The following is a 16,555-nucleotide window of genomic DNA, read 5'->3' on the forward strand; positions in this document are numbered from 1 at the left end:
CCATGTCAACCAAAGACCCGACTGAATATCGAACGCGTCGGCGCGTCAGTCTCTCCCGTCAAGTCGCGGAGCAACTGCGTCAAACCACGGTTGAGCACAGCGCATTTCCGTGTGGCCTTCACACCAAATTTTGAGGCCATCGCGATGTCCCGATCATAGGGGATGATGATATCGGGGGCCCGGCCAACCGCACGAATGAACTCGGATTCCGGCAGCGCTCCGTCGGCCCCGTTCATGTTGAGAACATGCAGCGTCCTGCGCTCGGCAGAATTGGGCCCGATCCATTCGCGCCAGCGCGACAGTTCTCGCGCCGACGCCAGACTGGCATCACTGACCAGGACACAGACGCTCGGCTGGTGCAGCACTTGAGCCAGCCCCAACGCAACGATCGACGGCAAGTCGACAAAGACGAAACGATACCGATGCAGCAATTTTCCCAGTAGCGAGAGCACGGCGTCTTCGGCCAGCGTCGTGCTCTCGCTCAGCGGTTCAAGAGCCGCCAGCAAATCGAGACGCTCGCGCACATGTATCGTTCCGCGTTCGAGAAAGAGCCTGTCGACGCGCTCGGGCTTTTCGAACGCTTCGCGGAGCGCATGGCCCGGCGTCGAATCAAATTGCAGCGCGGCGTCGCCGTTGTGCAGGTCGAGATCGACAACCATGACCCAGCGTTGCCTTTTCTCGGCCAAATACCAGGCCGCGTTGGCCGCGATCGTGGTGGCTCCGACGCCGCCGCGCACGCCGATCACGAAGACGAGCTTACCGGTGCGTTGATTCGGCGAATGTTCGCCTCCGTCACGCAGAATCCCGCGGCAGATCGCTTTAACCACGTCAATGATCAAAGGCTTGAAGAAATATTCGCTGACACCGGCGTTTTTCAGGTCGCGGTAGAGAACGATGTCGTTCCTGTCGCCGATCGCCACGACGCTGACGCTCGGTTCGCATCGTTCCGCAAGCTCATAAATACGTGCGAGCGGGTCATCGACGCCGCTCAGGTCCACAAAGAGAAGACGCGGCGACGGCTGCATGGCGAGGTAGGCTGTTGCGGTTTCGACCGTACCTTTCTTGAACTCGGCGTCGTCGACGCCGAGATCGCTGAGCGATTGACGGATGACTCCCTCGGAGTCCTGATCGGATACAAAGACCGTCGCAACCGGCGCCGCTTCCCGGGCGCGGGTCCGGCCGGGATCATGTCCGGGCGTATCCATCACTTTGGGCCTCTCTCGACGTTACCGGGCGCGATGACTTGCCGGGACAAAAAGGGCGCGCTGCCGCCAGACGAGTTGGGCGGACGGCGGACCAGACATTCGAGCGAACTCCCGGAAAGCGACTCGTCCGGATTGCATTTCCGTAGTACCTGTGCCCCGATCTCCCTGAGAGCTGGCGAAACATCCGACGCCCAGACCGGCCCGGCCTCCGTCTGTCCTTCAGGTCGCTCGACGGCTACGCGCTCGAGAGGCCGAACCGCAAGCTGAAACTTACCCAGCTGCGCGGCAACCATGAGCGCCTCCGCTTGCCGTTCAAGCAGCTCAAGCGTGACCGTCTTCGGAATACGGGCCTCGGCGCTCATCGCAGTCGCTACGTTGGTCGACTGAGTCAGTGATTGATCGATGGCGATCACTCGCACGTCGCGCAGCATAGTCTCGCTGACTGTCCTGCGCCCGGGATCAGTTGCTTGTTCGCCGAAGCTTTGCGTCAAAATCACATCCACACGATCGCCGGGCAAAACCATCCCTGCCGCGCTTTGTGCCGCATCAACGAAAATCGATACGGCACGGTTCCCCGGCTTGAGCACTGCGGCGAGAAATTGCCGATCGCCGGGCTTGACGAACTCGCTCGCGATCAGCGGCTCGCCCTCGGCGAAATTGCGCCGACTGATCGCGCCCAAGAATTCCGCTTCCGAAATCTGGCCACGCATGAGATATCCTGGGCGAACCTCACCCGGCCCCACGTCCTTCCAGGCAATATCCTCTTTTCGCAATAATGTGCCGAGGTCGATTGTACGGGCCGCCGCCAGGACCGCCGGTCGGCTTTCGACCGGTTTTTCGACTACAGCGACAGGGCGGTTTCTCATCTGGCCGAACCACACGATGAAGAGGCCAACTCCGACGAGCACGAAAACACCGCCTATGGCGAGCAGGATGTTGCGCAAAAACATTGAAAGGACTTTCTGGCGGCGATGTCGGTACGCCGCCCAGTATCAATGCAACCCGGCGGTCAAACCGGAATCCAGCTTGTTGTACTCATACTTGCTGCTAAGCTGATGATTTTGATTTGAATCAATGGTTCCAGCCCCTCGACGACCGCCTCGCGAGAACAACGAGACGGTTCGTCCCGGCCTCCGCCAATGCCGATTGCAGCGTGCAGTTCAGTCGAACTTGAATCAACTGAACTTGAAGCCCTTCTGGCGGAAGAGGGCAACGCAGGCGTCGACAGCCGCCGGATCGTAAATACGGTTTTTCCCAGCCTCGATCTCGGCCAGAGCCGCATCGAGACCAAGCCCGGCCCGATAGGGGCGATGCGACACCATCGCGTCAACTACATCGGCGACCGCCAGGATCTTGGCCTCGATCAGGATGTCCTCGCCTTTGAGGTGGTTCGGGTAGCCCGAACCGTCGAGCCGCTCGTGATGCTGCAGGATGGCTTGGGCGACGGGCCAGGGAAACTTGATGCCCTTTACGATGTCATATCCGGTTTGCGCGTGGGTCTGGACCATCTGGAATTCGAGCGGCGTCAACTTGCCGGGCTTGCTCAGGATCTCGGCCGGCACATTGATCTTGCCGACATCGTGAATCAGGCCTGCAAGGAAGACGCCCTCGATCTGCTCCTCTGTCAGACCGATCGCGCGCGCGATTGCGACCGCGAGATCGGCCACCCGGCGCTGATGGCCTGCCGTGTAAACGTCGCGCATTTCGACTGCGGCGGCGATCGCCTGGACGGTCGATTTCAGGTTTTCCTGCACGACCGAGAGCGCCGCCTCGTGCCCGGCACGGTCGCGCCGCGCTGAAATGCCAAACGCAAGATCTCCAGCCAGCTCCTTCAGCAGGACGACCTCCTCCGGGCCGAAGGCATCCTGTTCGCTCGCGTAGAATGCGACGCTGCCGAACACTTCCGATTTATTCTTGAGAGGCAGTGTGATGCAGGCGTTGAAACCGTATCTGAGCATGTCGGCCCGCCAAGGCAGCATATTCGGATTGGTCGCGACGTCCTGGTTGATCTGCACTTCACCGGTCCGGATCGCGGTCCCGGTCGGGCCCCGTCCCCGCTCGGTGTCCGCCCAGGTGATATTCGCCGTTTGAACAAATTCGGGATGCTCGCCAGCCCATGCCACCGGCCGTATCGACTTGGCCTCGTCGTGTTCGACAAAACCGATCCAGGCCAGGCGATAGCCACCGAATTCCACGCCGATCCGACACATTTCGTCGAGCAATTCCTGCTCGGTTGTTGCGCGCACGACTGCTGCGTCGGCGGCGCTGAGGGTTCTGAGCGTCCGGTTGAGTCGATGAAGTGCGCGTTCCGCCTGCTTCCGCCCGGTGATGTCGTGAAAAGTCGTGACGACCGCATGTGGAGCCGTCTCCCCCGCGAACAGCAAGGGCTGCGAATTGATGGAAATCCAGGTCGGCGCCCTGTCGGGTTGGCACAGGCCCATCACCACATCCTGTTGCGGCTGGCCGGTGCGCAAGGTGACCATGGAAGGGTGAGATTCTGCGGGGAACGGAGTTCCGTCTTCACGAATGCAGGGCCAGGGGACGGTGTCCGATTTCAACCCAAACAGCCGCCGTTCGGAAGGCCCCCCAAGGATTCTCGCGGCGGCCGGGTTGGTTGCAATGACGTCTCCGCTGGCTGCCTGAAACACAACGCCTTCGGCCATTGCCGCGACCAGCGAACGATACATCGCTTCGCTCTCGCGCAGCTTCACCTCGCTTTCACGCAGCGCCTCTTCCGCGCGTTTGCGTTCGCGCCGCCCTTCCGTCTCGGCCATGGCCCGCTGCACGGCGGAGGGCAACCGCGCCAGACGGTCCTTGAGCACGTAATCGTTGGCGCCTGCCCTGATCAGTTCGACCGCAGCCTGGTCGCCAATGAAACCCGAGACCGCGATCACAGGCAGCTCCGGATCCTTCTTTCGAACGAGCTTGACCGCTGCAAGCCCATCGAAATCGGGCAACTTGTAATCCGCCAATATGATGTCCGGCTTGAACTTGTCTAGCGCCTCGGCAAAGCCTCGCCCGGTCGCGGTCCGCTCCACGACGATTTTGAGGCCGGCCTTGCGCAGCGTGCGCTCGACCAGCTCCGCGTCGGTCGGCTCGTCCTCCAGGATCAGGATCTTGAGAGATCTATCCGGTGCCGGATCCATGCGCGTGCGTCCGATCTAAAGCGGCGGCTTGTTGACAAGCAGCCAAAAGAGGCCGAGCTGCGCGACCTTGGTGGCGAACTCATCGAACTCCACCGGTTTGCTGACGAAGGCGTTGGCGCCGAGCTTGTAGGCTTCCACAACGTCGCGATCCTCCTTCGACGATGTCAGAACGACGATAGGAAGTACCTTCAACACAGCGTCGGCCCGGACCTTGCGGATGACCTCGAGCCCATCGACCTTGGGCAGCCTGAGATCGAGCAGGACGACCTTCGGCTGGATCGAGGCCGCATGGCCGGCGGAGGCCGCGCGGTCGGCGAAGGCGCCCCTGGCGAACAGGAAGTCGAGCGCCTCGGCGCCGTCCTTCACCCATACAAGCCGGTTGGCCAGATTGTGCTTCTTGAGCGCGCGGATACAAAGTTCCGCATCGGTTGCATTGTCCTCGACCAGAAGAATTTCGACCACTGCGTTTGCGTCAGACATGAGAGTCCTCCTGGACAGGCAGGGCAAAATAAATCGTCGCGCCCTCGTTCACCTTGCCATCGGCCCACACCCGCCCATCGTGCCGCGCGACGATGCGCTTGACGATGGCGAGCCCGATGCCGGCGCCGGTGAATTCGGCGCCATGCAGCCGCTGGAACGCGTCGAACAGTTTACTGGCATATTGCATGTCGAAGCCCACGCCATTGTCCTTGACATAGTAGATTGTTTCCTTTTCGCCAGTGGTCGAGCCGATCTCGATGACGGCGTCGGGCTTGGGTCCGGTGAACTTGATGGCGTTCTCGATCAGATTGGTCCAGACCTGCCGGATCATGGCCGCGTCGCCCTGCGCCGGCGCCAGCGGCTTGATGTCGAAGGTCAGCTTGCGCCCCGCGACCGTCGGCTCGAATACCCTGAGCAGGTGGCGGACCAATCCATCCATGTCGATCTGCACCGAAATCAACTCACTGCGGCCGACCCCCGAAAACGCAAGGATGTCGTCGATCAGCTCGGCCATTTTGAGCGTGCTGTCGCGCACGACGTTCAGCACCCGCTGGCCCTCGGCGTCGAGCTTGCTGGAATAATCTTCCAGCAGGAGACGGGAGAAGCCGTCGATCGCCCGGAGCGGCACTCTGAGGTCGTGCGAGATCGAATAGGAAAATGCCTCCAACTCCTTGTTGGACGCTTCGAGCCTTGCGTTGGCCTTCGTCAGATCCGCTGTCCGGAGTGTCACCAGCTCTTCGAGGTGTTGATGTTCCCTGCGCAGTTCCTCTTCAATGGCCCGAACACGCAAGGCGTTTTCCTTGAAGACCTGAACCGCGCCAGCCATCGCGCCGACCTCGTCCTTTCGGCCGAGGGAGGGAATTTCGCTTTCCAATTCTCCACTGGCGAGGCGCTGCATGACATCGGTCATCTTGACGATCGGATGGATAACGCCCTTTACGACACCGGCGATTCCGGCACCAACAATAACAAGGACGAGTGCGAAAATGCCCGAGGGAACCCAAGTGAAAAATCTAACTCGCCTGGCGGCTTCGGCTTCAGTGGCAGCATTATCATCCTTGGTCTGTTTGACGATCTCTTCGATCACTGCGCGATGCGCAGTATAGGCCGCCGTTATGTCCGCATATGATTTGGCCGCCGCAGCGGCATCGGCCGTGGCCAGCGCGGGCAAAAAAGACTGTTCAACCAAGGTCCAGAAGCGCTGGACATCACGGTGCGATTTTTCGAGCAGCTTCTTCTTGATCGCGGGATCAAGGCCGGAATTCGACCAGAAGCTGTGTCTCTCATCATAGTCCTTCTTCAACTGAACCAGCCGATCGCGGTGCATCGCGAACGATGGGGGATCATGGAGGGCTAGTGTCGCTTCGAGATAGGCCTCGATGACGTATTCTGGCGGAGGCAGAATGTCCGAGACAAGATCGTTCCCAAGTACGATCCTGTTGTAAATAGGGCCGCCGACCTTGAGTTGGGAGAGCGCATAATTGCTCGCGACGATCACCACAACGAGACCGACCACCGTGAGCATGCCAAATGCAAAAATGGCGCGTGAAATCGTGATTCGAATTCTCATAGCCGCCATCGTTTAGGGTCGGCCAAGCGTGAAATGGCACTGCAAACGTACTCGGTGACGTCGCGCGCCGCGGCGAAGACGCCGGCTACTTTGCCCCTCTCCTCTTGGTAGACGCTCGCGTTGCGCGAAATTTGCTGCAGTGCCGTCAATGCGTGAACGGAGAATGCGATCAATATCACAGCCAGAAAGATCGCCAGTCCATGACCGACAAAGACTGCGATTATTTGCTTGTTCTCCGGCTGTTTCACTCGTCTCTCCGGATGCAAGGCTCCGCATCGATTGCCTTATCCCCGACGACCAGAAAGATTTCGACCACGGCGTGCGCTTCAGGCATGAGAGTCCTCCCGAACCGGCAGGGTAAAGTAAAACGTCGCGCCCTCGTTCACCTTGCCTTCGGCCCACACCCGCCCGCCATGCCGCACGACGATGCGCTTGACGATGGCGAGCCCGATGCCGGTGCCGGCGAATTCGGAACCATGCAGCCGCTGGAACACGCCGAACAGTTTTGTGGCGTATTGCATGTCGAAGCCCGCGCCGTTGTCCTTGACGTAGTAGGTGGTTTCGTCCTTGCCGGCGGTCGACCCGATCTCGATGACGGCGTCGGGCTTGGGCGCGGTGAACTTGACGGCGTTATCGATCAGATTGGTCCAAACCCGCCTAATCATGGCGGCGTCGCCTTGCGCCGGCGCCAGCGGCTTGATGTCGAAGGTCAGTTTGCGCCCCGCGACGGCCGGCGCCAATTCCTCGATCACGGCGCGGACCGCCTCATCCATATCGATCCGCGCCGGCGCGATCTCGCTGCGGCCTGCCCGCGAAAACGCAAGGATGTCGTCGATCAGCCGGGCCATCTTGATCGCGTTGTCGCGCACGACGTTCAGCACCCGCTGGCCCTCGGCGTCGAGCTTGCCGGAATAATCCTCCAGCAGGATGCGGGAGAACCCGTCGATCGCCCGGAGCGGCACTCTGAGGTCGTGCGAGACCGAATAGGCAAATGCCTCCAGCTCCCCGTTGGTCGCTTCGAGATCACCGTTCGCCGTGGTCAGTTCCGCCGTGCGCATCGCGACCAGTTCTTCGAGATGTTCGCGCTCTTTGCGCAATTCCCTTTCCGTCCGCCTCAGCGCGGTGACGTTGCGCGCCGCGGCGAAGACGCCGGCCACGTTTCCTTTCTCGTCGCGGTAGACGCTCGCATTAAAGAGAACGTCGGTCACATTGCCCGAGACGTGACGAATCGCGAGCGGATAATCGGTCACGAACCCCTTCGCGTAGACCTCCTGGTATCCGGCGCGCGCCTTGTCCGGCTCGGTGAAATAGGCGGAGACATCACTCCCGATGAGCGCCTCGCGCGCGATCCCGGTAGCCAGAATCGTCGCTTCATTCACGTCGGTGATCCTCCCGTCCGGGTCGATCGTCATAAGCGGATCGAGGCTAGCCTCGATCAGACTGCGGGTGTAGAGCGAGGCCACACGCAGGTCCGCCTCTCGTTGCCGCAGCGCGTCCCCCGCCTGCTTCAGCTCGGTGACGTCGCGCTCGATCGCCGATGCGCCGATGATGTGCCCCGCGTCATCCTTCACCGGAGACATCGTCAGCGACACGTAAATTTCCTTCCCGTCTTTCCTGCGCCGCGGTGTCTCGAAATGCACGATATGGCGTCCTTCCCGGATCAAGGCGAGATTGCTTGACATCTCCTGCCTGCGCCCGGGCGGCATCAGGACCGAGACCGACCTGCCGACCACTTCCTGCGCGGTGTAGCCGTAAATCAGCTCTGCGCCCTTGTTCCAGCTGGTGATGACGCCCTCCAGCGTCTTGCCGAAGATCGCATCGTCGCTGGACTCCACGATCGCCGCGAGCTGCGCGTTCCGCTCCTCGCTCCGCTTGCGCTCCGTGATGTCGCGCGCCGCGGCAAAGACTCCGGCCACGTCGCCCCTCTCGTCGCGGTAAAGGCTCGCATTATAGAGAACGTCGATTGCAGCGCCAGAGACGTGACGAATCGCCAGGGGATACTCGGTCACGAAACCCTTCGCGTAGACTTCCCGGTAGCCGGCGCGTGCCCTATCCGGCTCGGTGAAGTAATTGGAGAAATCGCTTCCAACCAACACTTCGCGCGCGACCCCGGTGGCCCGGATCGTGGCTTCGTTCACGTCGGTGATCTTGCCATCCGGGTTGATGGTCACCAATGGATCGAGGCTCGCCTCGATCAGACTGCGGGTATAGCGCGCGGCCGCCCGTAGGCTCCCTTCATTCCTCGCCAGCGCATCCAGCATGTGATTCAAGCTGGAAGCCAGCCTGGTGATTTCGTCCTCGCCACCCGGAATGTTCGCTCGCGTCGCGTAATTCCCGGCCTGCACTTCCTCAGCCACCCTCACCAGCAATCCGATCCGATGCCCAAGCCGGTTCGCGATAAGGAGGGCTGCGAGCAACGCTGAGATCGTGGCAAGCAGCACGAAGAGCGCACTTCCCAACGTCAAGCGTCGCAGCTCGCCGGAATTTTTCTCTCGCCCCAGCCCGATCCTTGCCCAGCCGACATGCCTTTGACCGACACTGACGGGCACGGCGACCTCGGCTACGGACGCGTCGTCTCTCATGACCCGGTTCTCGGGTGGCGCCTCGAGGAGAGCCAGGCTCTTCTCGTCGGAGAGGAACTGTCCCACCTTCGCCAGGTCGCTGTGCGCCAGCACACGGCCCGAGGGAGAAATGACCATGGCATAACGAAACTCCGGATACCTCTGCAAGGAAAGAACGACTTCCTCCAAGCCCTCCACGTCGTTTGCCAGCACCCAGGGAACGGAGTTGGCCGCAAGTGACTGCGCCAAGCCTGTCGTTTCATTGATGCTGTTGAGATGACGCTGGGTCCTTTCGGACTCCACCAAATAGATCGAAAAGGCCGAAATCAGGAAAAAGAAGCCGACCACGAAAGTCAGAATGATCTGCCGCCTGAACGACCTTCGCGATGCAATTTCCGAAGGACCCATTTGCTCTCTCGCTATTGGTTATCGAGCGGACGCACGGTCTGGCTGAATTTTTTCAGAAAATCGTCGATCACGCGGTAGCGCCGGTCATCCGCAAGTTCGAAGCGGGATAACGGCATGCGCGCCAGGATCTTCTTCCCTTCCTCACTGGTGTGCAAGGTGTCGAGCAGTTGCGCTACGCGCTTCACGAGTTGTTCGGGGAGATCATCCCTGGCCACGACCCCGTTGTTGATGAGCGGTTCGGTTTCCCATTTGAGTTCCAGCTCGCTTGCCTTGTCAGGGTGTTCTTTCTGAAACGCCTCCCACGGCAACGGCCAGGTCACACCGGCGGCGACATTGCCGAGATACACGTTCATGATGGATGATTCCTGCGAACCGACATAAATGTTCTCAATGTCGCGGTTCACGTCCAGGCCGTGGGACTGGAAATAGTATTGCGGCATCATGGCGGCGGCGAGCGCAGTGCCGGCGGGATACGACACCTTCTTGCCCTTGAGGTCTGACAGGTTCTTGATGCCACTGTCGCGCCTGACAAGAACGACGCCGGTGAACTTGTAGTCGTCCCCCATCTTGGCGATGACGTGGTAGCCGTGGCTCAGCGAAATCAGCGTCTGGTATGGATTGGGGAGAGCGAACTCAAGCTCCCGTGCGTACAGCTTTTTCTCGAAGGCCTCGTAATTGCGCGAGGCTTCCAACCGGAACGAGGCGCCCTGAATGTTGCGATTGAGATAATCGATCAACGGGCCATAGATTTCGAACATGCGTACCGGATTGTGCAGGGGATGGATGGCGAAAGCATATTCCTTGCCGGCCGCCGCCGGCGCCTGCTGCGTGAACTTGGGTTCGGCCGCTTTGTCCTCCTCGCTCTGACCGCATCCCACAAGCACGAGCGCAACAACTCCAAGCAACAGGATTCTCCTCGCCTCACTCATACGAGGCGGTTCGAAAACCAGGTGGCAGAAGGCTACAATCCGCCGACACAATACCGCCGGGGACATCGCTCCATTTTGGATTTCGAGCCCGGCGTGCGCTTCAGACATGAGAGTCCTCCCGTACCGAAAAGGTAAAATAGAGCGTCGCCCCTCGTTCACCTTACCTTCGGCCCACACCCGCCCATCATACCGCGCCACGATGCACCGGCCGATAGCTAGCCCGATGCCCGTGCCGGCTAACTCGGAACCATGCGCCCGCCGGAACACGCCGAACAATTTGCTGGCGCACAAGGGACAAGAGCCATTACTTTGGAGTCGCAATGCCGCTGCAATAGAGAAAGCCGCTCAAACGGCACCTGTATCTCTACGAGGCGTTCTTCGCCGTCCTGGTGACGCCTTCGACAGACCCGACGTTCGGCGGAAGCCGTGCGGTACCGCGTTTCCGTGGTTGCTAATTGCAACGCACGTGTTTGCAGCGCCCGGTCGAGACGCCGATCTTGATCTTCCAATTCTTTGCGACGTCCGGAACGCTTGCGTATCTGAGCGTGCTGTTCAGCGATGAGCTGATCCGACAGATCGAGTTGCCCGATGCGAGACTGCTCCGCCAAAGTCGAACGTGTCGATGAAGCCAGAGAGGACTCATGCACTCCCCCACAGCTCTTTCTTTGAGAGTATTTCTTCATTGTTTCCTTGGGCCCGTTCATGTCGGACATTCGACAGAAAATGCCCGCTCGACAAAGCTTGTACTTATGACTTCCCAGAAGGCATACGGCTGAGAGCCGAACGGCTCCACTTGCTGACCAACGGCTAACGCTGCATGCATGCGGCGTCGCTTCGTTGATGCAGATCAACCTCTGGAAGATGTTTGCGTCAGATTCTCTTTCAGAGCGACAAGGCCGCGACAAATAAGACGCGCCCACAATGTCCCAGATGCTATCTGAGCAATGTCGTGTCTACAATGTATGGGGCGCTCCGACGCGGCGGTTCAACATCGCGCTCGGCGGCCGGCGAGCCGTGGATAAGCCGAAACCTTCGAGCAGAAAGGAAGTCGAGATGAAGTTCAGAACTACGTAGCTCATGGCGAACATGACCGCCTACCCGGTCCCGCTCAGAAATCAGGCATAGATCATCGATTCCGCGATGCTCGACCTGGACCTCAGGCCGTTCGTGACGACGGTGATCGACGTCCACGCGCGTTGTCCCCTGAGCGCGACCGTATCGCTCACGGCCGCCATTGATATCGCCGCGACGCTGGACCGGCGAGTCCTTCGGTCGGGACTTCCTGAAGAGGTCTGGATCGACAACAACTTCGAATACCGCCGCCATTCGGCGCTTCGCTCCTGGGCTGAGCGACATGACATCTCGATCATCTATGGCCCCATGCTGCGGACGAGGGCACTCACCGAAAGGCCTCTGCGCGAGCTGAGCGAACTCCTCCGCAACAAGCGTTTCACGACGCTGACGGAGCTCTGCGACGACATCGAACGCTGGCGCCAGTCCTACGCCGGAGCCGCCCGCACCATCCCCAACGTCAACGAGCAGTACACGATGATCATCGTGACGGCCGACGACCGCATGAAGGGCATGACGCAACGGCTGCGCAGGGTGTCAAGCTCAAGCATGCATTCTGCCTCGATCTCGCCGCCCGATCGTGTGGCTTCAAAGATTTGCACAACTACCTTCGGCGCGACCTCGAAGAGCCGCTCAGCCTGCTCGATGACGACCTCTCGGAGGATGACTTCGCCGCTCGCGACGCATTCCAGATGGCCGCGTTGCAGACCGCCGGACTGGGCGCCGTTGCCGGCGAGTTGTTGGACCGCGCGAACCCGACGGGGTCGTGGGCCAAGCAGCCAGCCGAGGAGCCGGTCTGGGAAGCGGTCGCCGACAACGACCCGCTCTAGCACGACATCTGACTGCCTCACACCATCAAAAGCCGAGAGGAGCGGCTTCCGAAAAGTTGGCACACCCAACCGGCTGCAAATAATGAAAATCACAATATATTGTTGTAATTCTATTGCCCAGCGCCGTGCGGCGGTTTCACCATCGAACGGGCCTTAGGTCACATCCAACCAGACCGTTTGGCAAACGGATCCCCCTGTAAACGGCGCGAAAAGTCGGTCGCCGGATATTTCCGATCCGCCACGCTCGCCGCAACCACCCTACCAGCATGCGCTCTGTCGCAGGCGGTCCGCGCGGTTTCGCAAATTTTTCGATACGCTCTTATGTGTCGCGTGCGACAATCTTATGCGTCGCACCGCCAACGGAATCATTGGATTTTTGGTTAATTTCACCGCTTTATGCGGTGCGGCACACAGTGTGTGACCTTTGACGGTCTCTCAGGGCCAGATAGGAGGAGGTTGGCCGCTTGCGACCGAGGCTTCACTTTCGCAGCCGCCATGCCGCAATTTTGTTTGTGGATCCGAGGCCTATCGGCTCAAGAAATTCAGGCGTTTCGCCGCGGACCAGAGCTGCCTCCAAACCATCTGGCGCGCGTTCAATGACGCTTCGATCTGGGGACGTACGGCAGATCACCACGTAATCGATCTGGCGGTCCAACAGCATTCGATGCGCAACCGGCGCTGGCGCCATCATCAGCTGGAGCATTGCGAGATTGCCGTCATTGTTGCGATGGTACGGCGCGGCGAACACGTCGTGGTCCGTTTCAGCCAGTATGGCCGGTCCAAAATCGATCGGCGCCATCACGCGCCCCTTGGGAAGCTGCCTCATGGAAGCGGCGTCCGAAACGCTCTGGCACCTCAACGCATCGGGGTCGAAGATCATCGGCTGCGACTTGAAGATCAGCTCGATCAGCGGCTTCGCGGAAGGCCCCAATATTGCAAACATCATCGGTGAAACGGCGAATGCCAGCAGCACCAGGTTGCTTCCAATGGCGAGCGACGGCCAGAGCGTCACGGCGCCCGCGGCGAAAATCGGGGCTGCCACCATGTTTGCGCCGGCTGCGCCTCGCACCTCCCAAGCGCTAATTCCGATCAACGAGGCGAGCGTCACGACGCCAAGCACCCAACGGAAGCGATCCTGCGGATTCGAGCGGAGAAGCGCCGCAACAGCTATCCCCAACGCAACGAAAGGAAAGGCGTAAAAGCCGAGAACCACCTCCGCACCAAGCCGGAGCATCCTCGCAAGTGAGACAGTCTCTTGAACGTTATCGAGCCATATCGACACCACAAGCGGATCAAGCTGTGCGTAAGGCAACGCAAGTGATCCCGCAAACAGCGCGATCAACGCGCCCATCAAGCCGACCGCCACTGCGCTTGCAGTGACAACGCGGAGCCATAGAGCAGAGCGGACATGATCAATTCCGACCATGAAGACCAGGCCGACGCCACCGCCGACGGTCAGCAGCAGTAGCGGACCGCCCAACGCGTCACAGACGGGCGCCGCCAGCGCTTGCGGCGAAAGCAAAGCCAATGCGAGTAGCAGCGACGAGGCCGCCAGCGCGATCGCAAAGGCTGCAACTTGGCGTGCGACGGGAGCGCCCCGCCATATGAATAGCCCGACCACAGCAACGCTTATCGTGGCGATCGCAGGCAGCATCTCGACGCCGATGGCCAGCGATAACGACGCAGCAAGGCCCGCCAACGCGGCCTTGATCGCACTCCGCTCGATCTGCAACGTGAACAGGACCATGGAAAGCAACAGATCGATCTGGGCGTTGTGATGATCGATCCCGCCTGGCCGGAAATGAACGAGCGCCGGCACCGCCAGCATAGCCAGCACGGCGGCGCCGATCTGTGACGTTACCGCGCCGTCGCTCATCTGCCGGGCGATCGCGACGGCAAGCGCGATAGCGATGGCGAACAGCAGCAGAGGCCAGATAAACAGCGTCACCGCCTCGGCGTGGTGCATTCCGATCAGAGGCTTCAACAGCAGGATCGAGACGGCCAAGGGCAGATCGATAAGGCGCGACCAGTGCATCGGCACGCCAGGCGGGTCCAGTCGATATTGCCGGAGGTCAAACCACCCTTGCCCGTTGATCAGGTCGCGCACTTCGACCAAACGCATGGCATCGTCGGTGGACATGGCATCGAAGACGCCGGTCTTGATCGACAACAGTTTGATCGCGAGCACAACCGCGAGTCCGAGCCCCGTTATCAGGACCCCGGCACTCACCCTTCGCGGCTCCGTCGGAGAAAGGCTCGAGATTGAAACGAGATCCGACATCGGTCGTCCATCAATACCAGCCGCGACAACGACCGGTTTCCACATCAAAATCAAGAACGCGAGGCGCCTGCGATCCCTCCCACACGCCGGCGGCCGGAGCGCCTCAGATCGCCCGAGCGCTCCAAGTTATCATCACATGTTAAAGAAACTACTATGCACGGACTGCTCGTCCTGGATTCGCGTCGATCCGTCATGACAAGCGGAGAGATCGCACGAAGCGATTTGGCGACTACTTGAGGCTGAAGCGGAGCTCGGGCTGATTCACGTCCACCAGAGACGCTTTTCGACGCCTGGATCCGAGAAGCAAGGATCTGGAGAGATGTTTGGTCAGAAGAACGGCTCCGGCAGCCACGACGGCGCCGCCCACGACGTCGATGATATAGTGCGCGCCGATCAAGGGCGTTGCCGCAATCATCCATGTGTTGAGCGCAATCGTTGCCCACCGGAAAGCTCGGACCGGCCACACCGCCCACATATAGAGAACCGCCGACGCCGTATGGAAACTTGGAAAGGAGACGATGCCCGACAACCTGAGCAGTTCAAGATGACGGAGCGACCCATCGCGTAGCGCCAGGATATCACGAAGCTGCGCCGCATAATTGGTCGAATCAATCAACGGAAATTGCTCTGCCGGCGACAAGCCAAGACCATAGTAGGTCCCGACGGCCGGAACGAACACTGAAATGACGATCGTCACGGCGAGCGCAAGGTTCAACGCAAGTACGAACTGCTGAAGCCTCGTGAATCGCAGCGTCATCGTCAAAATGATGGGGATGCCCAGCAGCGGCCATTTGATGAAGCCATAACCGACGTTCAGGTACTTCACGAGCCAACTGTGCTCGTTGAAAAAGGCTGCGATCGGTTGAGGGTCCATCCCGATGGCACGGTCAATTACCAATAGCGTCTGGTCCTGCAGCGGCCAGTTCAACGCGTTTGCGACGTAGCTCAGCGGTCCAACAATCGCCGTGACCACTATGATCTGGGCCGTCGCGCCAAACCAGAAGACGAGCTTAGGATCTGCAACATCCGGCTTTATGAGCGCGGAACCATAGGCGACAGCCGCAAGTAGAAGAGCAATTGCAACGGCAACGCCGAAGGCCATCGGTTCCAGGGAAAAGTTCGTACACAGTGTGACGCAGAACAGCACAGCCCCGAGAATCGCGACGGGTATCCAATTCAAGTTGAATGTGCGCCAAGCAAGACCGGCCTCGTCGCTGTTCATTTCCGACCAAATTGCAATTGCTCTTGGCGGCGACTATTATCGGCATTTGCTAATGTAGACTAAAGACGCCCCCCTACATTGTATTCCGATCGTCCGGCAGTCCTCGTCGGGGGCTGCCTTTACGTTTCCGGTCGGCTTGACGCTCTTTTGTATCCCGAGACGCACGCTTGGCGCCAGGACCGGCCAATGAATTGCTGCTGCAATGGCAGGCTATCGCAACCCAGCAGCGACCTTCGGAAGCAACCAGGCTGCGATCGCCGCATGGCCCGCTTTGTTGAAGTGCTGACCGTCGACCTCAAGATTGCTCTTGCCGGCAATGCTTCCCAGGCGAACGAGCAAGATCGACTTGATGCCGCGTGCCCGAAGTTGTTGCTGCATCTCAGCCACATTCTTCGCTGTGTCGAACCTGCAAGTGCCTTTCCAGGCGTCGTTGCCGCCGGGTTGAATGATGACCACCTTCGTGTCGGACCCGATTTCGCTGTCCAATCGAGATAGCATGTTGCAAGTCGTGTCTCCGGCAATACCGGCGTTCTTCACCTCGACGCCGATGCCGCGGGCATGGAGCAGCTGTTCAAGTTGAGCGGGCCAAGCGTCCGAAGGCACCACCCCGCCATGGTGGCTACCCCGTCCTGCGCCGATCGTATTGCTCGCACCGATAGCGACGACTTGGGCGGCCGAGGCCGGTCGGCCCGCTTCCATCGTCAACAAGAGCAACGCCGCAGAAAAGGCGGCAAGTCTTCGGTTCAAAATCATATAAAATCCCCTTCGGTTTTATGTCCGCTTGTATTCCGGCTCTTTGCTCGCCCAAGCCCCGGTTCAGTAGCTAACGTAACCTAAATTCGATCACCCATT

The 16,555-nt window shown here is 60.0% G+C and carries 12 protein-coding genes and 1 pseudogene; 1 reads left to right on the top strand and 12 read right to left on the bottom strand.

Translation table 11 applies throughout. The features are described 5' to 3' along the window. Nucleotides 1–5: 5 nt before the first annotated feature. The 9 genes and pseudogenes from QXZ85_RS17270 to QXZ85_RS17305 all read right to left on the bottom strand — a co-directional run bounded on the left by QXZ85_RS17270 (nucleotide 6) and on the right by QXZ85_RS17305 (nucleotide 10,407). On the bottom strand, nucleotides 6–1,205 hold the full coding sequence (locus QXZ85_RS17270; protein WP_315743847.1) for a CpaE family protein: 1,200 nt from the start codon (nucleotides 1,203–1,205) through the stop codon (nucleotides 6–8). After that, nucleotides 1,205–2,155: a Flp pilus assembly protein CpaB gene (gene cpaB, locus QXZ85_RS17275; protein WP_315743849.1), complete on the bottom strand. Its 951-nt coding sequence runs from the start codon at nucleotides 2,153–2,155 to the stop codon at nucleotides 1,205–1,207. Before cpaB ends, QXZ85_RS17270 begins: the two co-directional genes overlap by 1 nt. A gap of 225 nt (nucleotides 2,156–2,380) precedes the next feature. Beyond that, the gene (locus QXZ85_RS17280; RefSeq protein ID WP_315706458.1) at nucleotides 2,381–3,979 is read right to left on the bottom strand and encodes an HD domain-containing phosphohydrolase; all 1,599 of its coding nucleotides are present in this window, start codon (nucleotides 3,977–3,979) and stop codon (nucleotides 2,381–2,383) included. Nucleotides 3,980–4,006: 27 nt separating this feature from the next. Next, a pseudogene (locus QXZ85_RS33795) lies at nucleotides 4,007–4,351 on the bottom strand (response regulator); the annotation flags it as partial. 15 nt (nucleotides 4,352–4,366) lie between these two features. Then, nucleotides 4,367–4,831: a response regulator gene (locus QXZ85_RS17285; protein ID WP_315706459.1), complete on the bottom strand. Its 465-nt coding sequence runs from the start codon at nucleotides 4,829–4,831 to the stop codon at nucleotides 4,367–4,369. Continuing rightward, the gene (locus tag QXZ85_RS17290) at nucleotides 4,824–6,401 is read right to left on the bottom strand and encodes a sensor histidine kinase (protein ID WP_315807276.1); all 1,578 of its coding nucleotides are present in this window, start codon (nucleotides 6,399–6,401) and stop codon (nucleotides 4,824–4,826) included. The genes QXZ85_RS17285 and QXZ85_RS17290 overlap by 8 nt, the downstream gene beginning before the upstream one ends. Further along, the gene (locus QXZ85_RS17295) at nucleotides 6,398–6,649 is read right to left on the bottom strand and encodes a hypothetical protein (protein WP_315706461.1); all 252 of its coding nucleotides are present in this window, start codon (nucleotides 6,647–6,649) and stop codon (nucleotides 6,398–6,400) included. The genes QXZ85_RS17290 and QXZ85_RS17295 overlap by 4 nt, the downstream gene beginning before the upstream one ends. Nucleotides 6,650–6,727: 78 nt before the next feature. Further along, nucleotides 6,728–9,310 (bottom strand): PAS domain S-box protein, encoded by a 2,583-nt coding sequence (locus QXZ85_RS17300; RefSeq protein ID WP_315706462.1) that lies wholly within the window; start codon nucleotides 9,308–9,310, stop codon nucleotides 6,728–6,730. Nucleotides 9,311–9,381: 71 nt separating this feature from the next. Then, on the bottom strand, nucleotides 9,382–10,407 hold the full coding sequence (locus QXZ85_RS17305; protein ID WP_316174515.1) for a phosphate/phosphite/phosphonate ABC transporter substrate-binding protein: 1,026 nt from the start codon (nucleotides 10,405–10,407) through the stop codon (nucleotides 9,382–9,384). A 1,559-nt stretch (nucleotides 10,408–11,966) separates the two neighbouring features. On the opposite strand from QXZ85_RS17305, the gene QXZ85_RS17310 reads away from it, so the two are divergent. Next, on the top strand, nucleotides 11,967–12,200 hold the full coding sequence (locus QXZ85_RS17310; protein ID WP_315706464.1) for a hypothetical protein: 234 nt from the start codon (nucleotides 11,967–11,969) through the stop codon (nucleotides 12,198–12,200). Nucleotides 12,201–12,678: 478 nt separating this feature from the next. On the opposite strand, the gene QXZ85_RS17315 is transcribed toward QXZ85_RS17310, so the two are convergent. From QXZ85_RS17315 to QXZ85_RS17325, 3 genes are all read right to left on the bottom strand, one after another. Further along, nucleotides 12,679–14,481 carry a hypothetical protein gene (locus QXZ85_RS17315; protein ID WP_315750834.1) on the bottom strand — a complete coding sequence of 601 codons (1,803 nt, stop codon included), beginning with the start codon at nucleotides 14,479–14,481 and terminating at the stop codon, nucleotides 12,679–12,681. Nucleotides 14,482–14,710: 229 nt separating this feature from the next. Beyond that, nucleotides 14,711–15,703: a phosphatase PAP2 family protein gene (locus QXZ85_RS17320; protein WP_315750832.1), complete on the bottom strand. Its 993-nt coding sequence runs from the start codon at nucleotides 15,701–15,703 to the stop codon at nucleotides 14,711–14,713. Between the two features lie 210 nt (nucleotides 15,704–15,913). Continuing rightward, entirely contained in the window at nucleotides 15,914–16,456 is a 543-nt protein-coding gene (locus tag QXZ85_RS17325) for a GDSL-type esterase/lipase family protein (RefSeq protein ID WP_315706467.1), read from the bottom strand. Between the last annotated feature and the right edge of the window lie 99 nt (nucleotides 16,457–16,555).

It is taken from the genome of Bradyrhizobium sp. SZCCHNGR1005, assembly GCF_032489995.1.
Taxonomy (GTDB): Bacteria; Pseudomonadota; Alphaproteobacteria; order Rhizobiales; family Xanthobacteraceae; genus Bradyrhizobium.

Excerpts from the sequence above, each read along its gene's own strand:
- QXZ85_RS17280 (WP_315706458.1), bottom strand. The coding sequence starts at position 3,979 with ATGGCCGAGACGGAAGGGCGGCGCGAACGCAAACGCGCGGAAGAGGCG.
- QXZ85_RS17320 (WP_315750832.1), bottom strand. The coding sequence starts at position 15,703 with ATGAACAGCGACGAGGCCGGTCTTGCTTGGCGCACATTCAACTTGAAT.
- QXZ85_RS17290 (WP_315807276.1), bottom strand. The coding sequence starts at position 6,401 with ATGAGAATTCGAATCACGATTTCACGCGCCATTTTTGCATTTGGCATG.
- cpaB (WP_315743849.1), bottom strand. The coding sequence starts at position 2,155 with ATGTTTTTGCGCAACATCCTGCTCGCCATAGGCGGTGTTTTCGTGCTC.
- QXZ85_RS17325 (WP_315706467.1), bottom strand. The coding sequence starts at position 16,456 with ATGATTTTGAACCGAAGACTTGCCGCCTTTTCTGCGGCGTTGCTCTTG.
- QXZ85_RS17305 (WP_316174515.1), bottom strand. The coding sequence starts at position 10,407 with ATGTCTGAAGCGCACGCCGGGCTCGAAATCCAAAATGGAGCGATGTCC.
- QXZ85_RS17285 (WP_315706459.1), bottom strand. The coding sequence starts at position 4,831 with ATGTCTGACGCAAACGCAGTGGTCGAAATTCTTCTGGTCGAGGACAAT.
- QXZ85_RS17315 (WP_315750834.1), bottom strand. The coding sequence starts at position 14,481 with ATGTCGGATCTCGTTTCAATCTCGAGCCTTTCTCCGACGGAGCCGCGA.
- QXZ85_RS17270 (WP_315743847.1), bottom strand. The coding sequence starts at position 1,205 with ATGGATACGCCCGGACATGATCCCGGCCGGACCCGCGCCCGGGAAGCG.